Origin of the sequence: Nonomuraea sp. NPDC050783 (genome assembly GCF_040802095.1) — a bacterium.
GTDB lineage: Bacteria > Actinomycetota > Actinomycetes > Streptosporangiales > Streptosporangiaceae > Nonomuraea.
Window position 1 is genome coordinate 107,204 of sequence record NZ_JBFAHK010000001.1, and the last position, 21,308, is coordinate 128,511.

Below are 21,308 nucleotides of genomic sequence, written 5' to 3' on the forward strand. Positions count from 1 at the left end.
GCCCTCGCCGCCCGCCGCGCCCCGGCCCGCTCACGAGCGGCCTTCCAGGGATCGGTAGTCGATCTTCCCGGTGGCGAGCAGGGGCAGGCGATCGATCGGCCGGACGTCGAACCCGCTCCAGTGGAGCCGCAGCTCGGCGCCGAGCCGCCGGGCGAGCCCCGCGCAACCGGTCGCGTCCAGCCCTTCGACCCACACCGTCACCCGGTCGTCGCCGCTGGTGGCCGCGACCGGCCCGGTGTTGCGCAGCAGGCGCTCCACGTCGTCGAGGTTCACCCGGACGCCGAAGATCTTGGCGATGCGCTTGAGCCGCCCGGTGATGTGCAGGAAGCCGTCAGGGTCGAGGTGGCCGAGGTCGCCGGTGCGCAGCACGCCGCCGAGGTCGTCGCCGCGAGCCAGGTCGGCGGCCGTCTCGGCGTAGCCCATCATGACGTTGGGCCCGTGGTAGACGACCTCGCCGTCCTGGATCTCCAGCCGCCCGCCGGGCACGCTCACGCCCACTGAGCCGAGCTTGTCGGCCAGCCGGTCGGGCGGCAGGACGGCGATGCGCGCGGTGGCCTCCGTCTGCCCGTACATGACGAAGAACCGGTCGGCCTTGGCCGCGAACTCCGTGACCAGCGCCGGGGCGAGCCGCCCGCCGGCCTGCGTGAGGGTGGCGATGGTCGGATGCTCGCAACGGTCGTAGCGCAGGCGGCGGAGCATCTCGTACTGGTAGGGGACGGCGGCCAGCGAGGTGCAGCGGTGCGCGTCCAGATGGGCCCAGAACGATCGCTCCAGCAGCCCCGCCTCGGTCAGCACCACGGTCGCGCCCGCCGCGAGATGGCTGTTGAGCACCGAGAGGCCGTAGCTGTAGTGCAGCGGGAGGCTCGTGGGCGCGATCTCGCCGGGGGTGATCGACAGTGCCGTGGCGATGCCGGCGGCGTTGGACAGGACGGCCCGGCGCGACAGGCGGACGAGCTTGGGGTTGCCCGTGGAACCCGAGGTGGCGAGGAGGACGGCGAGGTCGGGGTGCGGGTCGGGCGCGTCGCGGCGGACCGGCGGCACCCCGTCGGCGGCGTGCGTGAACCCCACCAGCGCCGCGGGCCGGAACCGCCCCGCGAGCTCGGCCAGGGCACCCGGCGACAGATCGGGGTCCAGCAGCGCCACCGGCCGCCCGGAGCGGAAGGCGGCCAGGTAACGGAGCACGGAGGCCAGGTTGTTGCGCATGCCGCAGAACAGCGGCCCGGGTCGCAGCCGCGCCAGCACCTCCGCCGTCCGCGTGATCCGCCGCTCCAGCTCGCCCACCCCCAGCACCACCGCCTCCCCGGCGATGATGAGCTGAGCCTGCGGATGCGGGAACATCGGGTCATCGCCCGCGGAACCGGCTGCCCCGATCGCCGGAGCGCCCGCCGCCGGCCCGCCCGCCGCGGCCGTCTCCCCGGGCGGCGCCGGGTGGCCGTACGGATGGGCGCGCGGGTGGTGTGCCGCGGAGGCCGCCGGCAGGGGCTGCGGGGCAGGCTTCGCGAAGGCAGGTGGTGGTGCCGGTGGTGGTGGAGGCGGCTGCCGCCGGTGGTTCGTCATGGCACCAGACCTCCGTCCACGCCCAGGATCTGGCCGGTGATGAAATCGGCGTCGGGGGAGAGCAGGAACGCGACCGCGCCCGCGACGTCGTCGGGACGGCCGAGGCGGCCGAGCGGGGTGGCGGCGATCGTGGAGGTGCGGGTCTCGGGGTCGAGCGTGGCCAGCATGTCGGTCTGGATGTAGCCGGGAGCCACGGCGTTGACCCTGATGCCCGAGCGGCCCAGCTCCTTGGCGGCGGCCAGGGCGAGGCCGATGAGCGCCGCCTTGGAGGCGGAGTAGACGGCCTGCCCCGGGCCGCCCGCGCGGCCCATGACCGAGGAGACGAGCACCACCGCAGGGAACGTGCCGCGCCGCAGGAGCCGGATCGCCCCCTGCAGGGTGTGGGTCGCGCCGACGGCGTTGACCTCGAAGAGCCGGCCGACCGTCTCGTGGCGGACCATGCCGAGCAGCCCGGCGGCGTGGATGCCGGCGTTGACGACGAGCGCGTCGAGGCGGCCGTGGCGCTGCTGGATCCGCCGCATCATGGCCGAGATGAGGGCGGGGTCGGCGACGTCGCCGTGGACGGAGTCCGTCAGGCCGCCGGTCTGCGCCGCGACCTCGGCGGCGGCCTTCTCGGCCCGCTCCTCGTCGCGGCCGTGCAGGACGACGCGGTCGCCGTGCGCGGCCAGCCGGACCGCCACCGCGCGCCCGATCCCCGTCGTGGAGCCGGTGACGAGGACGACGCGGGCGCCCACCGGCTGGATCTGCCGCCGGTGGGTGGCGTGGGCCTGCGCGGGGACGGATGCGGACGCCGCCGCCGAGCGGCTGCCCAGACCGGCCCATGCCGTCGCGAAGTCCGGCTCCGGCCACGGGGTGCCGAGACCGGGGACGGCTCGCGCGAGATCGATGCGCTCCTGCTCCTCCGCCCCTGAAAGCTCGGGATCGGAGGCCGCTTGCTCACCCCCGGCGGCGGCGGTCGTGACGGCGGCGGCGGTGCCCGGTGTGGGCGTCCGGCCGACGGCGGGGCTGCCCGGCGTGGGCGCCTGGCCGACGGCGGAGCTGGGGCGGGGTGGTGGTGTAGGGTCGCCGGGGCCTTCGGACGGTGCCGTGCGGGGGTGGCCCCCGGTGGTCTCCTGCTCCGGTGTCATCGCGCCCTCCCGTGCTCGGCAGACGCTGCCTGGTCCGTTGTCATGCCGCCCCCAATGGCTCGGACGATGGCTGGCCCGGTCTCGTGACACCTCCGGTGGCCCGGAGGTGGGCTGGGCTGGTTCGTGTGGTCAGGTGGCGTCCCCCGACGCCTGGAACGTCCCGGTCGCCGACCTCCCGCCCTCCCCGACGGCCTCCGGGTCGCGGACCCCTGCGGAGAGGTGCCCGCGACCCGGAGCGCGCGGGTCAGACGGCGGCGTCGATGCCGTGTTTCTCGAGAAGCTCGGCCGCTCTGGCGAACGAGCTCATGTCGATCATCTCGTCGGTGTCGATCATGATGGAGAACTCGTCCTCCATCGCCGCGACCAGCGCCATGTGGGCCAGTGAGTCCCACTGCGGGATGGCGCGGTATTCGAGGTCGTCGACGGCTGCGTCGGCGGGAAGGTTGAGAGCTCTGCGGAAGACGGCCCGCAACCGGTCGAGACGGCTCATGATCACTCACTTACTCTCTGTCCTCAGGCCGGGACCGAGTGTAGCGGCATTTCCGGGTCCAGAAAAACCAAGTCCCCACCCCTGGTAATGGAACCGTATAACGGCGAGTGAGGCACGTTCGGGGCTGGGAATGTCGGATGGGGCGCGCCAACCGCTACAGGGGGAATGATGGACGAATCCAATCACTGGTACGGGCACTCCCGCATACTCGGCAGATACTGTGAGATACCTGACGAGGTGCCGAAACGTATCCAGGGATTCCTTCAGCATGGATGGAACTATCTCCACGGATTTCCGCCGAACGACCACTGGTGCAGTCCGGGTTATCCGCGTTTCATCTGGTCTGACGTGCTGCGCCGCCGGGGCTGGTCGATGGGGCGCAGGGGGTACTACCTCATCGGGGCCCCGTGGATCTATCTTCTCGATCTGGAGCCCGAGCTGGGCGTCACGTCGAAACGTGAAGGCACGATCTGGTATCCCTTTCACGGCTGGGAGAAGAGCTCCGTCAGCGGTGATCACGCGCGGCTCGCCGACGAAATCCGAAATGTCGAGACAGGGCCGGTCACGGTCTGCCTTTATTGGCTGGAATTCGCGAATCCGGACATTCGTCAGGCGTATGAATCGCGGGGGTTCCGGGTCATCTGTCATGGCGAGCGCGGATCCCGCTGGGAGGGCAAGGGGCGCGACTTCCTGCGCAAGCAGCTCGTCCAGCTACGACGTCACCGCAGGGTGGCCTCCAACCGGCTCGGCAGCGCGCTGTTCTACGGCGCGTCGGTGGGATGCGAGGTCGCCGTGTACGGGGACCCCATGCAGTACGAGGACGAGCGCCCCGAGTACGGCGGCACGGCGCGCCGCCTGCGGCTCTGGCCCGAGCTGCACGGCACGCAGGTCGATCCCGAGCTGGCGGCCGAGGTGGCCCGGCGCGAGCTGGGATTCGAGTATCAGGCGACACCGGAGGAGCTAAGGCGCATGTTCGGATGGAAGCGGGTGCGGTACGCATGAACGAGGCACCCGGGAACGTCCGGTTGATCGGCGGAGAGATGCTGCTGTGGTCGGACATGACCGACATGGGTGGCATCACCGACTGGCGGGGGGCGGCGCTTGAGCTGATCAGGCGGGTGCTGCCGTCGGACGGCAAGGTGCTGCTGGTGGGACCGCATCCACAGGCAGTGGTGGACGAGGTCGCGGCCCTCGCCGGCCTGACCCCCCTCCAGGGGACCGGCATGGACCGCCAGCAGGCCAGGACAGGCCGCCAAGGGACCGGAACGGATCGCCCAGGGACCGAGGCAGATCGCCCAGGGACCGGAACGGATCGCTCAGGGACCGGAACGGATCGCCCAGAGGCCGGGGTGGGTCTTCCGGGGGCCTGGACGGAGACGCGGGCCCCCGAACCCGACGCCCCCGAGCCCCACAGCACCCATCCCGACACCACCGAACCCGACGGCACCCAGCCCGGCACCGCCGGAGCCGACGCGGACGGGTGCGAGGAGGCGGTGGCGTTGGAGGTGGCCCTGCTCCTGCGGTCCTATCCCGACGCCTGCGTGCTCGGCGAGCGGCATCCGGGCCTGGAGGTCTTCTGCGGCAGGCTGGAGGCGTTCGCGGCCGACGAGCCGTACGACCTCGTGCTGGCGCTGGACGGCCTGCTGCGCACGCACTCCGCCGAGGCCCCGGCGGCGGCCTGGATCGAGTCGCTCGAAGCCCTGACCGCGCTGGTCGCGCCCGGCGGGCGGCTGGTCCTCGGCGTACGCAACGACCTCGGCGTGGACCGCTTCCTGGAGGCGCGCCCAACCGACCGCGACGGCGGCGACGACCAGTGGGAGCCGCACGGCTTCGACCCCAGCTACCCCGCAGGACCCGACGCGCTGGACGCAGGACTGGAGTCGGCGGGCCTGATCGTGCGGCGCTGCTACGCGGCCTACCCGGGACGGCAGGCCCCCCGGGCGTTGCTCGCCCGCGAGGCCCTGGCCTTCGACCTGCCGGACGCGCTGGCGTTCCCGCTGAGCGCCAGGGACGGCGACCGCATGCTGGTGGCCGATCCGCTGCGCCTGACCCGCCTGGCCTTCCGGCACCGCCTGGGCGAGGAGCTGGCCCCGATGTGGCTCGCCGTCGTGATGCGCCCGCCGCTGCCGGCGGACCCGGAGTGGCGGAAGGCGCCCGGCGGGACGGCGGGGGAGCTGCCGCTCGGGCTCATCGAGGAGGGCAACGCCCTGTACGAGCTCACCCGCTCGGGCCTCAAGCGGCTCCCCGACGGCGACGAGCATCCCGTCCCCGAGGGCCGCGTCCTGGAGGAGATCCTCGTCGAGGCCTGCGCCCGCGAGGACACCAAGGCCGTCCGCGACCTGCTCACGGCCCTGGCCGCCTGGCTGGAGGACGGCGGTGACGCGGGGGCGACGACCGACAGCCTGGTGTACGACGGCACCCGGTTCACCGCCATGGGCGTGGTCGAGGGCCCGGTCAGCCCGCCCGCCCCGCACATCGTCCTGTGCCGGATCCTGTGGCGGTTCGCGGTGCGGTTGCAGACGGCCGGGCACCACCATCCGTGGCCGTGGCCGCTGGAGGCCGACCAGCTCACGCTGACCCTGTGCGGCATGGCGGGCCGGCCGTGCGAGCCCGGGGACCTCGACCGCGCCCGCAAGCTGGACGCCGAGCTGGGCCGGCCGGTCGAGCTGGCCGAGCACGCGCCCACGTACCGGGACCTGCTGGGCGCCCGGGACCGGCTGGCCGACCAGCTCACCGCCGCTCTGGCCAGGATCGCGCGGCTGGAGACCAAGCTCTCCTACCGCGAGCGCGAGCTGGTCCGGGCCAGGGCCAAGCTGCGCAGGACCCAGCGCAAGGCGACGGCCTACCGCCGCACGCTCGGGTACCGGCTCTCGCGCCGCCTGGCCCGCCCGCGCCGGGTCGCCCGCAAGGTCTTCCGCCTGCTGTCCACCTAGCGGAAGGACCGCAGGCGAGGCAGCCCGCCCCACGCTCCCCGAGACGCCCCGACGAACCCGCCCACGATCCACCACGACCTGACGAAGCGACGAAGAGGAGCACACGTGCCGGTTCTCTCGGTGATCGTCCCGTTTCACAACGTCGAGAAGTACATCGGCCCCTGCCTGGACTCCATAGCCGCCCAGACGCTGGACGACCTGGAGGTGATCTGCGTGGACGACGGCAGCGACGACGACGGCCCGGACGTCGTACGGGCCAGGCAGGCCGGGGACCGCCGCATCGACCTCGTCACCCAGGCCAACCGGGGCGTCGGCCACGCCCGCAACATCGGCCTGGCCCGGGCCACGGGCCGCTACCTGGCCTTCGTGGACGGCGACGACACGGTGCCGCGCGAGGCGTTCGAGCGCCTGGTCGCCTCCCTGGAGAACACCGGCTCGGACCTGGCCTGCGGCAACGTCATGCGCCTCTACCGCAACCTGCTGGTCCCGTCGTGGGCGCACCGCGAGGCGTTCGCCAAGCCGCTCGGGCGCACCCACATCACCCGCCACCCGCTGCTGATCCGCGACCGCATGTTGTGGAACAAGGTCTACCGCCGCTCCTTCTGGGACCGGCTGGGCCTGCGCTTCCCCGAGCGCATGTACGAGGACCAGCCCGTCGCCATGGCCGCCCACGTCGGCGCCCGCTCGGTGGACGTCCTGGCCAGGGTCGTCTACCACTGGCGCCAGCGGGACGAGGCGGGCGCCTCGATCACGCAGCGCAGCCTGGAGGCGGGCAACCTGCGCGACCGGCTGCTGTCGGTGCTGGAGACCGCCGGCCTGCTGGCCCGCCACGCCCCCCGGCTCAAGCCCGCCTTCGACCGCGACACGATGGACATCGACATGGGCGTCGCCGCCGAGGCCGTGGCCGTCATGGGCGCCTCGGCGGACCCGGCGCTGATCGACCTGATCGTCCGCTACCTGGACGGCGTGTCGCGCGAGGCGTGGCAGAGCGTGCCGTTCGCCCACCGGCTCCAGCTCCACCTCCTGCGCAGGCGCCGCCTGGCGGAGCTGTCCGAGGTGCACGCCCAGGCCCGCGACGGCCGCCTGCGTCCCCCGGTGAGCCCGGCGGGGGTGCTGCGCAGGCGCTGGCACGGCCGGCACCCGTGGTTGCCGGGCAACCTGTCCGACGTCTCGGAGGAGCTGAGCCCGGCGGCCCGGCTGGTGGCGCTCGACTGGCGGGACGGCGTGCTGGTGGGCGAGGGCCGGCTGGGCGTCGGCAGCTTCGACGTCGGCGCGCTGCGCGGGGCCCGCGTCCGGGTGCGGCTGGAGGAGCGCCGCACCGGCGAGAGCGTGGAGCTGTCCGACCAGGAGTCCGCGCCCGTCTGGGAGAGCGTCGAGGAGCAGGACGGGACCACGCTGCCGCAGCACGTGTTCCCGTTCTCCTTCGCCTTCGACCCGGCCGCGCTGGCGCCCGCCCAGCTCGCCCGGCGCGGCCTGTGGGACCTGCGGGTGCGGCTCAGGGCCCGCGGGCTGCGGCTGGACGGCAAGGTGGCGGGGCCGCGCTGGTTGCCGCCGGAGATCCCCGCCCCGCACCGCGCCTCCGGCGTCTGGGTGGTGCCGGTGCGCAGCGTGCGGGGCTCCTGGGGGCTGCGGCTGCGCAAGGCGGAGGCCATCATCGGCGAGTGCCGGGTGGACGGCGGCGACCTGGTGTTCTCGGGACGGATGGCCGACGTCGGCGACGGCGAGCCGGTGCTGCGGCTGCGCCGCAGGAACGACGGCGAGGAGATGTACTTCCCGGTGGCGCTGGCCGGTCAGGACTTCCACGCCCGCGTCCCGCTGGCCGACATCGACGAGAGCGTCGGCCACGAGTCGTGGTGGGAGGTCGTCATCGACCAGGGCAGGGCGCTGCGCCCGCTGGTACGCACCCGCCAGCGCCCGGTCGCGACCGTCGCCGACCGGCGTTTCCTGGTGGACCGGGGCGAGGACGGCTGCCTGCTCCTCGCCGAGCGCTAGCCGGCTAACCAGCCGGCTAACCGGTCGGTCGGCCGCCGTGGCCCAGGATCCCGGCGAGGACCTCCACGACGTGGTCCTGCTCGGCCTCCGTCAGGTCGGGGAAGAGCGGCAGCGACAGCTCCTCGGCGTAGTAGGTCTCCGCGAGCGGGCACATGCCGCGCCGGTAGCCGAGATCCTCGAACACCGGGTGCCAGTAGGCCGGAAGGTAGTTGACCTGCACGCCGATGCCGGCCGCCCGCATGCGGTCGTAGACCTCGCGCCGCCGCCCGTCGCGCACCCGCACGGGGTAGAGGTGCCAGCTCGGCGTCACGTACGCCCGCCGGGCGGGCAGGGCCAGGCCGGGCACCTCGCGCAGCAGCGCGTCGTAGCGGGCCACCAGCTCCGCGCGGCGCTCGCGAAAGCGGGCCAGCCGCCGGAGCTGGCTGAGGCCGAGCGCGCACAGCACGTCGGGCAGCCGATAGTTGAGCCCGAAGGCGTGCACCTCCTGGTGCCAGCCGCCCACGCCGGGGTCGCGCTGCTCGGCGGGGTCGCGGACCAGGCCGTGGTTCATGAAGAGGGCGGCCCGCCGGCGCAGCGCGGGGTCGGCGGCGGCGACCGCGCCGCCCTCGGCGGTGGTGACGGTCTTGGTGGGGAAGAACGAGAACGTCGTGAGGTCGGCCAGCGAGCCCACGGGACGGTCCTTGTAGGCGGCCCCGATGGAGTGGGCCGCGTCGCCGACCAGCCGCGCCCCGGCCCGGGCGGCGACCTCCCGCAGCTCGTCGTAGTCGGCGGGGTGGCCGGCGTAGTCGACGGCGGTGACCGCCGCGGTGCGGTGGCCGGCCAGCGCGGCCACCGCGTCGGGGTCGAGGTTGCCGGTGTCGGGCTGCACGTCGGCGAAGAGCACCCGCGCGCCGAGCAGCGCCGCCGTGGCGGCCGTGGCCACGAACGTCAGCGGCGAGGTGATCACCTCCGTGCCCGGCCCGACGCCCGCCGCCACGTAGGCGACGTGCAGCGCGGCCGTGCCGGAGGTGACCGACACGCACGGCACGCCGCCCGTCCAGCGCGCCAGCTCGGCCTCGAACGCGGCGACCGCCGGCCCGGTGGTCAGCCACTGGCCGCGCAGCACGGCGGCCACCGCCTCGACGTCGGTCTCGTCGATCGACTGCCGCCCGTAGGGGAGCATCAGCCGGCCACCATGCCGCGCAGGTCGTCGACCGACAGCCACTGGTCGTTGGTGTCGGAGCGGTAGGCGAAGCCCTCGGGCAGCAGCTCGCCGCTCCGCGGCGGCAGGTAGCCCCAGGTGGCGATCGTGGGCTGGACCACGAACCGGTCGGCCAGCCGCAGCGTGCGGCGCCCGTCGTCGGGGGCGATCATCTCCTCGTGCAGCTTCTCGCCCGGCCGGATGCCGATCTCGTAGATGGGGCTGTGCGGGGCCAGCGCCTCGGCCAGGTCGGTGATGCGCATGCTGGGGATGCGCGGCACGTACAGCTCGCCGCCCCGCATCAGCTCGAAGGAGTCGACGACGAACCGGACGGCCTGGTCGAGGGTGATCCAGAACCGGGTCATGCGCTTGTCGGTGATCGGCAGGCTCTCGCCCTGCTCGGCCAGGCGCAGGAACAGCGGCACCACCGAGCCCCGGCTGCCCACGACGTTGCCGTAGCGCACCACGGAGAAGCGGGTCTCGTGGGCGGCGGCGTAGTGGTTGGCGGAGACGAACAGCTTGTCGGCGACGAGCTTGGTGGCGCCGTAGAGGTTGATCGGGCTGGACGCCTTGTCGGTGGACAGCGCCACCACCTTGCGGACGCCGCAGTCGATGGCGGCCTCCACCACGTTCTGGGAGCCGGCGATGTTGGTGCGGACGTACTCGAACGGGTTGTACTCGGCCGTGTCGACCTGTTTGAGCGCGGCCGCGTGCACGATGTACTCGATGCCGTGCATGGCCCTGGCCAGCCGCTCGCGGTCGCGGACGTCGCCGATGAACCAGCGCAGCCGCTCGTCGTCGCCGAAGAGCCGGCGGACTTCGTACTGCTTGAGCTCGTCGCGGGAGAAGACCACCAGGCGCCGCACCCCGAGCGTGTCGAGTGCGTGGCGGATGAAGGCCTTTCCGAAAGACCCCGTGCCCCCGGTGATCAACATCGACGATCCATGGAGAATGCTCACGTCGCCCCCTGAAATCGTGTGCCGGGCGGTAGCATAACGCGATCGACCTATGACGCACTGTCACACGGGGGAATGGGGCTTTCGTGCGTATTGTCGGCATCATTCAGGCCAGGATGGGATCCACCCGGCTGCCGGGCAAGGTGCTGCGCGAGCTCGGCGGCGGCGGCCGGTCCGTCCTGGGATGGGTGGTCCGCGCCGCGCGCGAGTCCGCCGCGATCGACGACCTGCTGGTCGCCACCACCACCCTCCCCGACGACGACGTGGTGAGCGCCGAGTGCGCCAGGCTCGGCGTGGAGTGCCACCGGGGGCCGGTCGACGACGTGCTGACCCGCTTCGTCCAGGCGATGGAGAGCCGGCCGGGCGAGGCCGTGATGCGGTTCACCGCCGACTGCCCGCTGCTCGACCCCACGGTGATCAGGGAGGCGGCCCTCGTCTTCCGTGCCGTCCCTGGGCTCGACTACCTCAGCACCAGCCTGGCCCGCACCCTGCCGCGCGGCCTCGACGTGGAGATCATCAGCCGGGCGGCGCTGGAGCGCTGCGACCGCGAGGCCGTCGCCCACCACCGCACCCACGTCACCTCGCACATCTACGCCGAGGTCGCCGGCAGCGCGCGGCTGCTCGGGCTCTCCTACCTCCCGGCCGGCGGCGACCTGCGGCTGACGCTCGACACCGAGGACGACTGGCGGCTCATCTCCCGCGTGGTGGGCGAGCTGGGCGACGGCTGCGTGCCGGTGCGCACGCTGGTGAGCTGGCTGCGCGAGCGGCCCGAGGTGTGCGGGCTCAACGCCCACGTCCGGCAGAAGGCGCTGCAGGACGCGTGAGCGGCGCCCGGGGGACCGGCCCGCGCGTCGGCCCGCACATCGGCCCGCACACCGGCCCGCGTGTCGGCTCGCACACCGGCCCGCACACCGGCCCGCACACCGGCCCGCGCGTCGGGCTGCGCTGCGACGCCGGGGCCGGCAGCGGGGCCGGGCACCTGGTCCGCTGCGTCGCGCTGGCCGAGGAGCTGCGCTCGCGCGGGGCCGACGTGCTCTTCCTCGGGTCGGTACGCGACTCGCCCTGGGCCCTGTCGCAGCTCGAAACGCGCGGCCTGCCGCTGGCCCCCGCCCCGGAGCCCCCGGCGGAGCTGGCCGCCGAGGCCCGCGCCCACCGGCTGGACGCCGTGGTCCTCGACTCCTACCATCTGCCGCCGCGTACGGGAGCCGAGCTGCGCCGCGCCGGGCTCCCCGTGCTCGCCGTCGTGGACGGCGACCCCCTCGGCCAGCGGGCCGACCTCTACCTCGACCAGAACCTCGGCGCCGAGCGCCGTCCCTTCCCGTACGGCCTGGTGCTGGCCGGCGCCCGGTACGTCCTGCTCCGCGACAGCGTGCGGCGGGCCCGGCGGCGGCGCGACCGGGCCGGCCGCTCCGGGGGCGGCGGCGTTCCCCGGGTGTTGTGCTTCTTCGGCGGCACCGACGCCGCCGGGGTCGCCCCCGCCTGGGCGCGGGCGCTGGGCGCGACCGGCGTGCCGTTCGCGGCCACGGTGGTCAGCCCCGCGCCGTTCGCGGCCGGGGCGGGGATCGAGGTCGTCCCGCCCACCGACCGGCTGCCGGAGCTGATGGCCGCGGCCGACCTCGTCGTCACCGCCGCGGGGTCGGCCGTCTGGGAGCTGCTGCACCTCGGCGTCCCGGCCGCGCTGAGCTGGGTGGCCGACAACCAGCGCATCGGCTACGACGAGCTGGTGGGCAGGGGGGTGGCGGCGGGGCTCGGCCGCGATCCCGGCCCGCGAGCCGTCGCCGTCCTGGCCTGGCTGCTGTCCGACCCGGCCGCCCGCGAGGAGCACGGCCGCCGCGGCGCCGGCCTGGTGGACGGCCGGGGCCGCGAACGCGTGGCCGACGCCCTGCTGGCGATGATCGAACACCGGCCGTGACCAGGTGCCGGCCGCGATCAGGTGCCGGCCGTGACCAGGCGTCGGCCGTGACCAGGCGTCGGCCGTGACCAGGCGTCGGCCGTGACCAGGTGCCGGCAGTGGTCAGGTGCCGGCCGTGGTCAGGTGTCGGTCGTGATCAGGTGCTGGCCGTGGTCAGATGAGGTCCCAGGTCAGTGGTGTGCCCTTCGCCACGTCGCGGACGAAGCGCCGCCCCGTCACCTCCCGCGCCGCGTCCGGCGGCAGCCCGCCGGCGGGCCGGATCGAGCGTACGTTGCCCGGGCCGACCTCCTCTCCGGCCCGCACGTCGCGTACCACGTACAGGGACCGCCGGAAACGCAGCCCCTCCCGCTCGGACGGCCGCGGCCCGAGCACCGGCTCGCCCAGCGCCTCCCAGGCCCGCCCGCTCTCCACCACCAGCGCCGCCAGCTCGGCGGGCTCCAGCGAGAAGGCGGAGTCCACGCCGCCGTCGGCCCGCGCCGCGGTGACGTGCTTCTCGATCAGGCAGGCGCCGAGCGCCACGGCCGCCAGCGGCACCCCGATGCCCGGCGTGTGGTCGGAGAGGCCGACCACCTCGCCGGTGAGCGCGGCCAGCAGCGGCAGCGCCCGCAGGTTGCTCTCGGCCGGCGCGGCCGGGTAGGAGGCCGTGCAGGCCAGCACCGCGAGCCGCGCGCAGCCCGCCTCCCTGGCGGCGGTGACGGCCGCGTCGATCTCGCCCGCCGTCGCCATGCCGGTGGACAGGATCAGCGGCTTGCCGGTGGCCGCCGCGAGCCGGATCAGCGGCAGGTCCACCAGCTCGGACGAGGCGATCTTGTAAGCCGGCACGTCCAGCTTCTCCAGGAACTCGACCGCCGTCGGGTCGAACGGCGAGGAGAAGGCGGCCAGCCCCCGCTCGCGGGCCCGCGCGAACAGCGGCTCGTGCCACTCCCACGGCGTGTGGGCCCGCTGGAAGAGCTGGTGGAGGCGCTCCCCGCCCCACAGCGTGTGCCCGTCGCCCAGCCGGAACGCCGGCCCGTCGGCGTCCACGGTGAGGGTGTCGGGCGTGTAGGTCTGCAGCTTCAGCGCGTGCGCCCCGGCCTCGGCCACCGCGTCCACGATGGCGAGGGCCCGCTCCAGGCTGCCGTTGTGGTTGCCGGACAGCTCGGCCACGATGTAGGGCGGATGGCCGGGCCCGACCGGCCGCCCCGCGATGGAGATCATGCCTGTTCCCTCCTGAGCTCGATGGCCACGACGTCGTGCGCCACCCCGTCGATGTCGTGGCGGTAGGTGGCGACCTCGGTGAAGCCGAAGCGCCGGTGCAGCGCCCTGACCGGCGCGTTGCCGGCCAGCACCACGCCGCGCAGCACGGCCAGGCCGAGCGGGCCGAAGGCGTGCCCGATGGCCGCCCGCTCCAGCCCGGCCCACGCCCGCAGCAGCGCCCCCGAGCGCTCCAGGCCGTCGAGGTCGAGGTAGAAGCCCCAGGTGGCGCTCGCGGCCGACAGCTCGGAGTAGGCGACCACCCCGGCCGCCACGCCGTCGTGGACGTAGATCAGCACCCGCCGGGTGGCGTCGGCGCGGACGGCCGCCCACCAGCGGGCGTGCTCGGCGGCGCCGATCTCGTGGGTGGTGAGGCTGGCGGCGCGCACCCGGGGATGGTTGCGCCAGCGGAGCATGGCCGGGAGGTCGTCGTCGTGGACGCCGCGCAGCATTCCGCCCCCTACCATCGGTGTTCGTCCTGACGCACACCGTAGCCGATAGCGCTCCCGGTAAAGAGCTCTTCAGGCCCGGCCTGCGGACGCGGGCCGCGCGGCATGCTGCCCTCGATCGCACTTCTGCACCAGGCAAGGAGCCTCATCGGCATGATCCCCCTGCTGAGCGTCATCGTCCCGTTCCACAACGTGGAGCCCTACCTCACCGAGTGCCTGAGGTCGCTCGCCGCCCAGACGCTGGACGATCTGGAGGTCGTCCTGGTGGACGACGGCTCCGCCGACGGCAGCAGGCGGATCGCCGAGGACTTCGCCGCGGCGGACCCGCGCTTCGTGCTGATCGGCCAGCGCAACCAGGGGCCGGGGCCGGCCCGCAACGCGGGGATCCGGCGGGCGCGGGGGACGTACCTGGCCTTCGCCGACGCCGACGACGTGGTGCCGCCCGTCGCGTACGAGCGCCTGATCGGCAAGCTGGCCGAGACCGGCTCCGACCTCGCCTGCGGGGCGGTGGGGCGGCTCGTGGACGGCGTGCTGGCGGAGTCCACGCTGCACGAGAAGGTGTTCCGGCGGCCGGAGCTGTGCACGCACATCACCGACAAGCAGGTGCTGGTCAGGGACCGCACGGTGTGGAACAAGGTCTACCGGCGCGACTTCTGGGAGCGCGCCGGCCTGGAGTTCCCCGCCGGCATCTACGAGGACGTGCCGGTCGCCATGCAGGCGCACGTGCTGGCCACCAGCGTGGACGTGCTGGGCGAGGTGGTCTACCACTGGCGGCGCCGCGAGGAGGGGGAGACCTCGATCACCCAGCGCCGCAACGAGCTGTCCAACCTGCACGAGCGCCTGGCCGCGATCCGCGCGGTGCGCGCCTTCCTCGACGAGCGGGCGCCCGAGCTGCTGGGCGGCTTCGACGCGCTGGTGCTGGAGAAGGACATCCTCTTCCTGTTCCAGGCGCTGGAGGCGAGCGAGGAGCCGGGCCCGCTGCTCGACCTGGCCCGCGCCTGGCTGGCCGAGCTGGGGGCCGAGGCGCTGGCGGCGGCGCCGTCGCTGCGCCGGCTGGAGCTGCACCTGCTGGCCAGGGGGCTGCCGGCGGAGCTGCGGCAGGTACGCGAGTTCCGCCGCGCCCGCGCGGAGACGGGCACCCGCGTGGTGCCGCGCGGCTGGCGCCAGACCGGCTGGTACGGCGACTACCCGTTCTTCCGCGACCGCCGGCTGCGCGTCCCCGACGAGGTCTTCGACGCCCGCGACGAGCTGAAGCTGATCGCCCGGGTGGACGGCGGCGAGTGGGCGGGCGCCGAGTACCGCGTGCACGGCGAGATCGCCATCCACCGCGTGGACCGCCGGGTCGGCCGGGTGGACCTGTGGCTGAGCGACGGCCGCCGCAAGGTGCCGGTGGAGGCGCGCCGCTCGGGCCGCCACCGCATCGTCGCGGCCATCGATCCGGCCCGGCTGGCGGGCGGCGGGCCGAGCTGGCGGCTGCAGGCCCGTACGGAGACCCGCGGCCTCGTGCTCAAGGGCTGGTTCCGGGACGGGGAGGCGGGCGGCGCGTGGCGATTCACCGTGCCGGGTTGGTCAAGAACAGGCATGGACATCTCCCAGTAGTTCCAGACAGTAATCATCGTGACGCACCCGGTGTTCATGCTGGTCTGCATGAGGACCTATTCGCTCGATGACGTCCACGAGACACGCAAGCGGAGAGACTCCTGGTGGACCGTGTATTTCGTGGACCCGGTCGCCTGCCGGGTCGCCATCTTCGTCGCCAACCGCACCCGGATCACGCCCAACGGGCTCACCGTGCTCTCGCTGGTCCTCGGCGCGGCTTCGGCGGCCTGTTTCGCCATGAACCACCTCGTAGCGGGCGCGGTGGTCTTCTATCTCAGCTTCATGATCGACTGCGTGGACGGCAAAATCGCCAGGCTCAAGGGCACGGGGACGCCCTTCGGCCTCTGGCTCGACTATGTCGGCGACCGGATCAGGGTCGTCCTGTGCGCCGGGGGGCTGGCGTACGGGCAGTACACCCTGACCGGCGAGGTGGGCTACGTGGTCCTCGGCGCGGCGGTGGCCGTGCTGGACCTGTTCAGGTACGTCAACGCGCCGCAGATGAAGCGGGTGCGCGAGGCCGTCAGGGAGGAGGGCCAGGGGCCGGTGTCGCGGGAGTTCGGGGGCCCGCCGGCGCCGGAGGAGGAGGACACCCAGCCGCTGCACCGGGTGCCGCGCGAGCCCGGCCTCTTCCGCCGCCTCAACAGGTTCCTGGCCCGGCACCGGGTGCGCTCGCACCTGATCAGCGGCATCGAGTTCCACGCGGCGGTGTTCGTGGTCGCGCCCCTGGCGGGGACGTGGGCGCTGATCCCGCTCGCCGCGGTGGCCGGCGCGCTGCTGCTGGCCAACGAGGTCTTTCTTGTCTATCGGATGTGGCGCTTCACGCGCAGGCACGCCGTCGCCTCCTCTCGGCAGAGCCGAGAGGACGTTCTCGTCTAAGTTTTCGGGGGTTAGTACGAAATGTCCGACAGGCCAGTCTTCGTCATCGGATGTCCGCGCTCCGGCACCACGATGCTCCAGCTCATGCTGCACTCGCACCCGCGCATCGCGGTGCCGCCGGAGACGCGCTTCCTCGTTCCCGCTTATTACCGCCGCCGCACGTGGGGGGACCTGCGCGCCGAGTCCCGCCGCAAGGCGCTCGCGCAGTGGATCGCCACCGACCGCAGCACCAAGTTCCGCGAGCTGAAGATCGACAAGGACGAGTTCGTCCGCCAGGCCGTCGAGGGCCCCGGCTCGCTCGGCTCGGTGATCGGCACGGCCTTCCGCATGTACGCCGACCGCTTCGACAAGCCCCGCTGGGGCGACAAGCGGCCCAGCTACGTCAAGCAGGTCGACCTGCTGCTGCGGCTGTTCCCCGACGCCCAGTTCGTCCACCTCATCAGGGACGGCCGCGACTGCGTCGCCTCGCTGAAGGAGATGCCCTGGTACACCCTGGACTCCTTCCACGCCGTCTCCACCTGGGCCGAGGCCATCGACGCCGGCGCCAGGCTCAAGCGCACCCTGCCCGAGGACACCTACTTCGAGCTGCGCTACGAGGACCTCACCGACGACCCGGCGACCGAGCTGAAGAAGCTCTGCCACTTCCTGGAGGAGGACTTCTCCTCCTCGATGATCTCCCCGCGCGAGGCGGCCAGCGTCGCCGTCCCGCAGCACAAGGTCTGGCACAGCAACACGCACGGCGAGGTCATCCGCAGCCGCGTCGGGAGCTGGGCCGGCCGGCTGGACGACTGGGAGATCGCCCTGTGCGAGCACATGCTCGGCGACCGCCTGGAGTCCATGGGCTACGAGCTGACCGGCGCCCCCAAGCCGGCCAAGGAGCACGTCGTGGCCGCCCAGAAGACCATGCAGAAGCGCAAGGCCAGCCGCCTGCGCAAGCACATGCGCGACCGCCTGAACCGGCTGCGCGAGCCCAGCCCGGTGGCCGCCCTGCTCACCACGCGCCAGCGCTCGCTGGCCGGCGTGCCGCGCCAGCGCACCGAGGTCACCGAACCCGCCGTCTGAACCGAACCCGCCGTCCGAACCGAACCCGGCATCTGAACCGAACCTGGCATCTGAACCGCCACCGTACGGGCCCCCGGCGGGGCGGGCCCGCCTAGCGGTCGATGTGGGCGAACAGCCGCTCCCAGCCGTCCAGCACGTGGTCGAGGCGGAACGCCTCGGCCCGTGCGCGGGCGTCGGCCCCCAGCCGCCGCCGCTCCGTCACCGAGCCCGCCAGCCGGCCCAGCTCGGCGGCGAAGGCGTCCACGTCCCCCGGCGGGACCAGCACCTGCCCGGCCGCGCGCACGCCGCCCGAGACGTCGAACGCCACCGACGGCACCCCGTGCGCCCCCGACTCCAGCAGCACCACGGGCAGCCCCTCGTGCTCGCTGGTCAGCCCCACGACCGACGCCCCCAGGTACTCGGCGGGCAGGTCCGCGACCGGGACCGGCCCGCGGAACACCACCCGGCCCGCGACGCCCTCCCGCTCGGCGTGCGCGCGCAGCCGGTCCCGCTCGGAACCGTCGCCGACCAGGTGCAGCTCCCACGGCTCCGGCACGCCCGCGCGGGCGAACGCGCTGATCAGCCGGTCGAACCGCTTGACCCCCTCCAGGCGGCCCACCCCCAGCACCCGGGGCGCGGCCAGCGCGGCCGTCCGGGCCGGCCAGCGGGCCAGCGGGTTGGGCAGCGCCCAGGCGTTGGGCAGCAGGGCGTGCTCGGCGAAGCGCGCGGCGTCCTCCTCGCACAGGAAGACCGCCTGGTCGAGCCCGGGGTAGTGCTTCCTGATCGAGCCGAGGTGCCAGCAGCCGCGGGCGTGGTCGTAGGAGCCGTGGTACTGCCCGATCGGCCGCCACCCGGCGGGCAGCAGCCCGCGTACCCGGATCACCGCCGACGGCGAGGTCATGATCGCGTAACCGGGCTCGATCTCGCCGAGCAGCCGGCGCAGCCGCCGGTCGGCGAGGGCGCGGGCCGCGCGGGTCGCGGGCTCGGCGCGGCTGACCACGTGCCGGTGGTAGCGCGGACGGTCCACGTAGCGGAACGGGCGGCGGGCCCGGTGCAGGCCGATGACGTGCACCTCGTGGCCGCGCTCGGCCAGGCCCTGGGCCAGGGTGTGCGTGACCTGCTGGACGCCGCCGAGCGTGTCGGCGTCCATGCAGGCGAGGACGACGCTCACGCCGTCGCTCCTCGGGCAGCTCCTCGGGCAGTCCCCCGGGCCGCTCCTGGGGCCGTCCCGAAGAAGTCGTCCACGATCCTGGCCGCCGCGTCGCCGCGCTCGTCGGCGCACCACAGCTCGCGGAAGGCCGCGTACCGGGCGGCGTGGGCGGCGTGCTCCTCCTCCAGCCGCCTGAGCACGTCCACCAGCTCCTCGGTGGTCGTCACGCACGGGCCGGGCGCGATGGCGGGCAGGTCGTGGTAGACGCCGCGCTCCGAGAGCCGGTAGTCGTCCCAGTCGTCGATGAGGAACACCATGGGCCTGCCGGTGATCGCGTAGTCGCACATCACCGACGAGTAGTCCGTCAGCAGCGCGTCCGAGGCCAGCATCAGGTCGTTGACCTCCGGGTACGAGGCGGCGGAGCGGACGAAGTGCCCCAGGTGCCCGGGCACGGTGTAGCGCTCCACCGGATGGGTGCGCAGCACCAGCACCCACTCCCCGGCCAGCTCCTCCGCCATCAGCTCCAGGTCCGCGCGCACCGACCGGCCGCTGCCCATCGCCCGGTCGCGGTAGGTGGGCGCGTACAGCAGGACCCGCCGGTCAGGGGGGAGATCCAGCCGCTCGCGTACGTCGCCGGCCGGCTCGCCGCGCACCAGGGCGTCGCAGCGGGGCGTCCCGTACCGGTAGACCCTGCCGGTGTAGCCGTTGGACGGCACGAACAGGCGGGAGAACTCGGCGCTCGGCGACACCAGCGCGTCCCAGCGCGCCACCGCGGCCCGCCACTGGGCGCGCGGGCGGTCGAAGTCGGAGCGCAGGTCGGGCGCGTCGAAGCCGATGGACTTGATGCCCTGGCCGTGCCAGGTCTGCAGGTAGCGGGTGCCGCGCGGCTTGGGGTAGTCCAGCGGGAAGCCGTGGCTGTCCACCCAGATCCCGGCGCGGGCCATCGTCCAGAGGTGGCGCCAGCTCCCGCGCCGCACCCGGCGGGCGCCGGGCGGGACGCCCGTGCGGCCCTTGGCCAGCGACCAGACCACCTCGATCGGCAGGTCGCGCCGGCGCAGTTCCTCGTACAGGGCGCGCGGGCTGCCGCAGCAGCCCTTGCCGACGTCGGACTCGAACAGGGCGAGGTCCGGGCGCGGGCGCGTCACCCTGATGAGCAGCTTGTAGGCGCGCAGCTTGTTCCGCGGCGTGCTGACCCGCTTCCACAACGTGCGGCGCACCCTCCGCCCGAGCGCCGGCCGCAGCCGCCGCCACCGCCACCGCCCGCGGGACGGCGCCGGGGCCGGGCGCACGGACAGGTACGCCGCGTACCCCTCGGCCCGGACCTGGCAGCCGGGCAGCTCGATCGGCCGCAGGTGCGGGTCCACGATGATGCGGTCCGTGGTGGTGTGCCGGTCCGAGGCGCGGGTGAAGCCGATGCGCGGCTCGCACCTGCCGGTGGGCGTGAAGACGATCTCGCTGACGTAGCCGCCCTCGCCGGACGGCCGCGGGGTGATCGGGACGCGCCTGCCGCCCAGCCGCAGGAACGCCGTCCAGTCCGTCGCCAGCACGCCGAACGGGTCGTAGGTCCGCACGGTCATCCGTACCCGGTCGCCGTCGCGGGCGATCTCCGTCGCCTCGTGCCGCAGCCGGGCGGCGGCGAAGGGCAGCTCGGCCAGGTGCAGCCGGGTGATGTCCAGGCCGGGGGAGGCCGTCGTGCCCCAGTACGTGCGCCCGCCGCGCCGCACCGCCGCCCGGGGCGGGGCCGGCCGCTCCCCGGTCAGCGAGCCGGCCGCGACGCGCAGGTCCTCGATCCGGTCGTCGAGGATGAGCCGGCAGCACACCTGCTCCAGCGGCGCGGCCGCCGCCAGCACCTCGGCCGGGACCTCCGCCAGGTACGGCCGGACGATCGCGGCGAACTCCTTGACCCACACCAGGTCGCGGGCGGGCAGCGGGTTGAGGTAGACCCGCAGGTCCTGCCGGACGAAGCGGCGCTGCCGGTGCGGCACCAGGTCCGCGGCCCCGTGCGCGCGCAGCCGCTGGTCGCTGAGCCGGGCGGCCAGGACCCGCTGCCGGACGTTGTCCAGGTCGTCGATGCTCAGCGAGATCGAGGTGCCGTCACGGGCCCGGTGCCAGTGGTAGACCGTCCACGGGACGACCGCGAAGCGGCGGGCCAGGGCGTACAGCTCGGCGGCGAAGACGTGGTCCTCGTAATGGACGTCCTCGGGGAAGCGCAGCCCCCGCTCGCGCAGCCAGGCGACGTCGTAGAGCTTGTTGGTGCTGAAGGAGTCGAGGAACAGCTCCGGGTCCTCGGCGATGCCGGCCAGCACCCGGCGCCGGGCGAACAGCGACGGGTAGTACGGCCGCAGCCGGCCGCTGGCCTCGTACAGGCGGGAGATCTGCCCCGAGACGAACTCCGCCCCGGTGCGCTCGATCTCGGTGAGCAGGCTCTTGCAGGCGTGCCGGGGCAGCTCGTCGTCGCTGTCGAGGAACATGACGTACGGGGCCGCCGCCGCCTCGGCGCCGTCGTTGCGCGGCGCGCCGCAGTGCCCGCTGTTGGCCTTCCTGCGCAGATAGCGCACCCGCGGGTCGGCCGCGACCAGGCCGGCGGCCACCTGCGGGGTGTCGTCCGTGCTGGCGTCGTCGGCGATGATCACTTCGAGGTCGCGCAGCGACTGGCCGAGCACCGAGCGCACGGCCCTGGGCAGGCGGGCGGCGTCGTTGTACGTGATGACGACCACGCTGCAGTCCGGCATCCCCAAGTCCCCCCGCTGGTCGAACTACCTGCGGGGATGGCCTTCCCCCGGGTTGGGCGAAGTGTCCGGACTTGATGGAGT

The 21,308-nt window shown here is 73.9% G+C and carries 17 protein-coding genes; 8 read left to right on the forward strand and 9 right to left on the reverse strand.

Annotated elements, in window-relative coordinates; genetic code table 11:
• Positions 1 to 30 precede the first annotated feature (30 nt).
• From AB0H75_RS00570 to AB0H75_RS00580, 3 genes are all read right to left on the reverse strand, one after another.
• Entirely contained in the window at positions 31 to 1,338 is a 1,308-nt protein-coding gene (locus AB0H75_RS00570) for an AMP-binding protein (RefSeq protein WP_367787793.1), read from the reverse strand.
• 215 nt (positions 1,339 to 1,553) lie between these two features.
• Positions 1,554 to 2,684, reverse strand: coding sequence for an SDR family NAD(P)-dependent oxidoreductase (locus tag AB0H75_RS00575; protein ID WP_367787795.1), 1,131 nt, complete (start codon positions 2,682 to 2,684; stop codon positions 1,554 to 1,556).
• Between the two features lie 244 nt (positions 2,685 to 2,928).
• Positions 2,929 to 3,174 carry an acyl carrier protein gene (locus AB0H75_RS00580; RefSeq protein ID WP_367787797.1) on the reverse strand — a complete coding sequence of 82 codons (246 nt, stop codon included), beginning with the start codon at positions 3,172 to 3,174 and terminating at the stop codon, positions 2,929 to 2,931.
• 237 nt (positions 3,175 to 3,411) lie between these two features.
• On the opposite strand from AB0H75_RS00580, the gene AB0H75_RS00585 reads away from it, so the two are divergent.
• The 3 genes from AB0H75_RS00585 to AB0H75_RS00595 all read left to right on the forward strand — a co-directional run bounded on the left by AB0H75_RS00585 (position 3,412) and on the right by AB0H75_RS00595 (position 8,099).
• Positions 3,412 to 4,176, forward strand: a complete 765-nt coding sequence (locus tag AB0H75_RS00585; protein ID WP_367787799.1) for a hypothetical protein — start codon at positions 3,412 to 3,414, stop codon at positions 4,174 to 4,176.
• On the forward strand, positions 4,173 to 6,107 hold the full coding sequence (locus AB0H75_RS00590; protein WP_367787802.1) for a hypothetical protein: 1,935 nt from the start codon (positions 4,173 to 4,175) through the stop codon (positions 6,105 to 6,107). Before AB0H75_RS00585 ends, AB0H75_RS00590 begins: the two co-directional genes overlap by 4 nt.
• A gap of 105 nt (positions 6,108 to 6,212) precedes the next feature.
• On the forward strand, positions 6,213 to 8,099 hold the full coding sequence (locus tag AB0H75_RS00595; RefSeq protein WP_367787804.1) for a glycosyltransferase family 2 protein: 1,887 nt from the start codon (positions 6,213 to 6,215) through the stop codon (positions 8,097 to 8,099).
• 16 nt (positions 8,100 to 8,115) lie between these two features.
• Here the strand turns inward: AB0H75_RS00595 and AB0H75_RS00600 are convergent, their stop codons facing one another.
• Both AB0H75_RS00600 and pseB read right to left on the reverse strand, forming a co-directional pair.
• Positions 8,116 to 9,261 (reverse strand): DegT/DnrJ/EryC1/StrS family aminotransferase, encoded by a 1,146-nt coding sequence (locus tag AB0H75_RS00600; protein WP_367787807.1) that lies wholly within the window; start codon positions 9,259 to 9,261, stop codon positions 8,116 to 8,118.
• A complete protein-coding gene (pseB, locus tag AB0H75_RS00605; RefSeq protein ID WP_367787809.1) occupies positions 9,261 to 10,214 on the reverse strand; it encodes a UDP-N-acetylglucosamine 4,6-dehydratase (inverting) in 954 nt (317 codons plus the stop codon). The genes AB0H75_RS00600 and pseB overlap by 1 nt, the downstream gene beginning before the upstream one ends.
• A 107-nt stretch (positions 10,215 to 10,321) precedes the next feature.
• Between pseB and AB0H75_RS00610 the strand changes: the two genes are divergently transcribed.
• Both AB0H75_RS00610 and AB0H75_RS00615 read left to right on the forward strand, forming a co-directional pair.
• Positions 10,322 to 11,059, forward strand: coding sequence for an acylneuraminate cytidylyltransferase (locus AB0H75_RS00610; protein WP_367787811.1), 738 nt, complete (start codon positions 10,322 to 10,324; stop codon positions 11,057 to 11,059).
• Positions 11,056 to 12,147: a PseG/SpsG family protein gene (locus AB0H75_RS00615; protein ID WP_367787815.1), complete on the forward strand. Its 1,092-nt coding sequence runs from the start codon at positions 11,056 to 11,058 to the stop codon at positions 12,145 to 12,147. Before AB0H75_RS00610 ends, AB0H75_RS00615 begins: the two co-directional genes overlap by 4 nt.
• Before the next feature lie 153 nt (positions 12,148 to 12,300).
• Here AB0H75_RS00615 and pseI read toward each other — a convergent pair whose 3' ends face one another.
• On the reverse strand, positions 12,301 to 13,344 hold the full coding sequence (gene pseI, locus AB0H75_RS00620) for a pseudaminic acid synthase (protein WP_367787817.1): 1,044 nt from the start codon (positions 13,342 to 13,344) through the stop codon (positions 12,301 to 12,303).
• A complete protein-coding gene (locus AB0H75_RS00625) occupies positions 13,341 to 13,847 on the reverse strand; it encodes a GNAT family N-acetyltransferase (protein ID WP_367787819.1) in 507 nt (168 codons plus the stop codon). The genes pseI and AB0H75_RS00625 overlap by 4 nt, the downstream gene beginning before the upstream one ends.
• Positions 13,848 to 13,982: 135 nt before the next feature.
• On the opposite strand from AB0H75_RS00625, the gene AB0H75_RS00630 reads away from it, so the two are divergent.
• From AB0H75_RS00630 to AB0H75_RS00640, 3 genes are read left to right on the forward strand one after another with little or no spacing between them, the layout of a single operon-like run.
• On the forward strand, positions 13,983 to 15,428 hold the full coding sequence (locus tag AB0H75_RS00630) for a glycosyltransferase family 2 protein (RefSeq protein WP_367787822.1): 1,446 nt from the start codon (positions 13,983 to 13,985) through the stop codon (positions 15,426 to 15,428).
• A gap of 48 nt (positions 15,429 to 15,476) precedes the next feature.
• Positions 15,477 to 16,304, forward strand: coding sequence for a CDP-alcohol phosphatidyltransferase family protein (locus tag AB0H75_RS00635; RefSeq protein WP_367787825.1), 828 nt, complete (start codon positions 15,477 to 15,479; stop codon positions 16,302 to 16,304).
• A gap of 21 nt (positions 16,305 to 16,325) precedes the next feature.
• A complete protein-coding gene (locus AB0H75_RS00640) occupies positions 16,326 to 17,366 on the forward strand; it encodes a sulfotransferase (protein WP_367787828.1) in 1,041 nt (346 codons plus the stop codon).
• Positions 17,367 to 17,457: 91 nt separating this feature from the next.
• Here AB0H75_RS00640 and AB0H75_RS00645 read toward each other — a convergent pair whose 3' ends face one another.
• Both AB0H75_RS00645 and AB0H75_RS00650 read right to left on the reverse strand, forming a co-directional pair.
• Positions 17,458 to 18,516 (reverse strand): glycosyltransferase, encoded by a 1,059-nt coding sequence (locus AB0H75_RS00645; RefSeq protein WP_367787830.1) that lies wholly within the window; start codon positions 18,514 to 18,516, stop codon positions 17,458 to 17,460.
• Complete coding sequence (locus tag AB0H75_RS00650) at positions 18,513 to 21,227, reverse strand: CDP-glycerol glycerophosphotransferase family protein (RefSeq protein ID WP_367787833.1); 2,715 nt, start codon at positions 21,225 to 21,227, stop codon at positions 18,513 to 18,515. The genes AB0H75_RS00645 and AB0H75_RS00650 overlap by 4 nt, the downstream gene beginning before the upstream one ends.
• Positions 21,228 to 21,308: the final 81 nt, after the last annotated feature.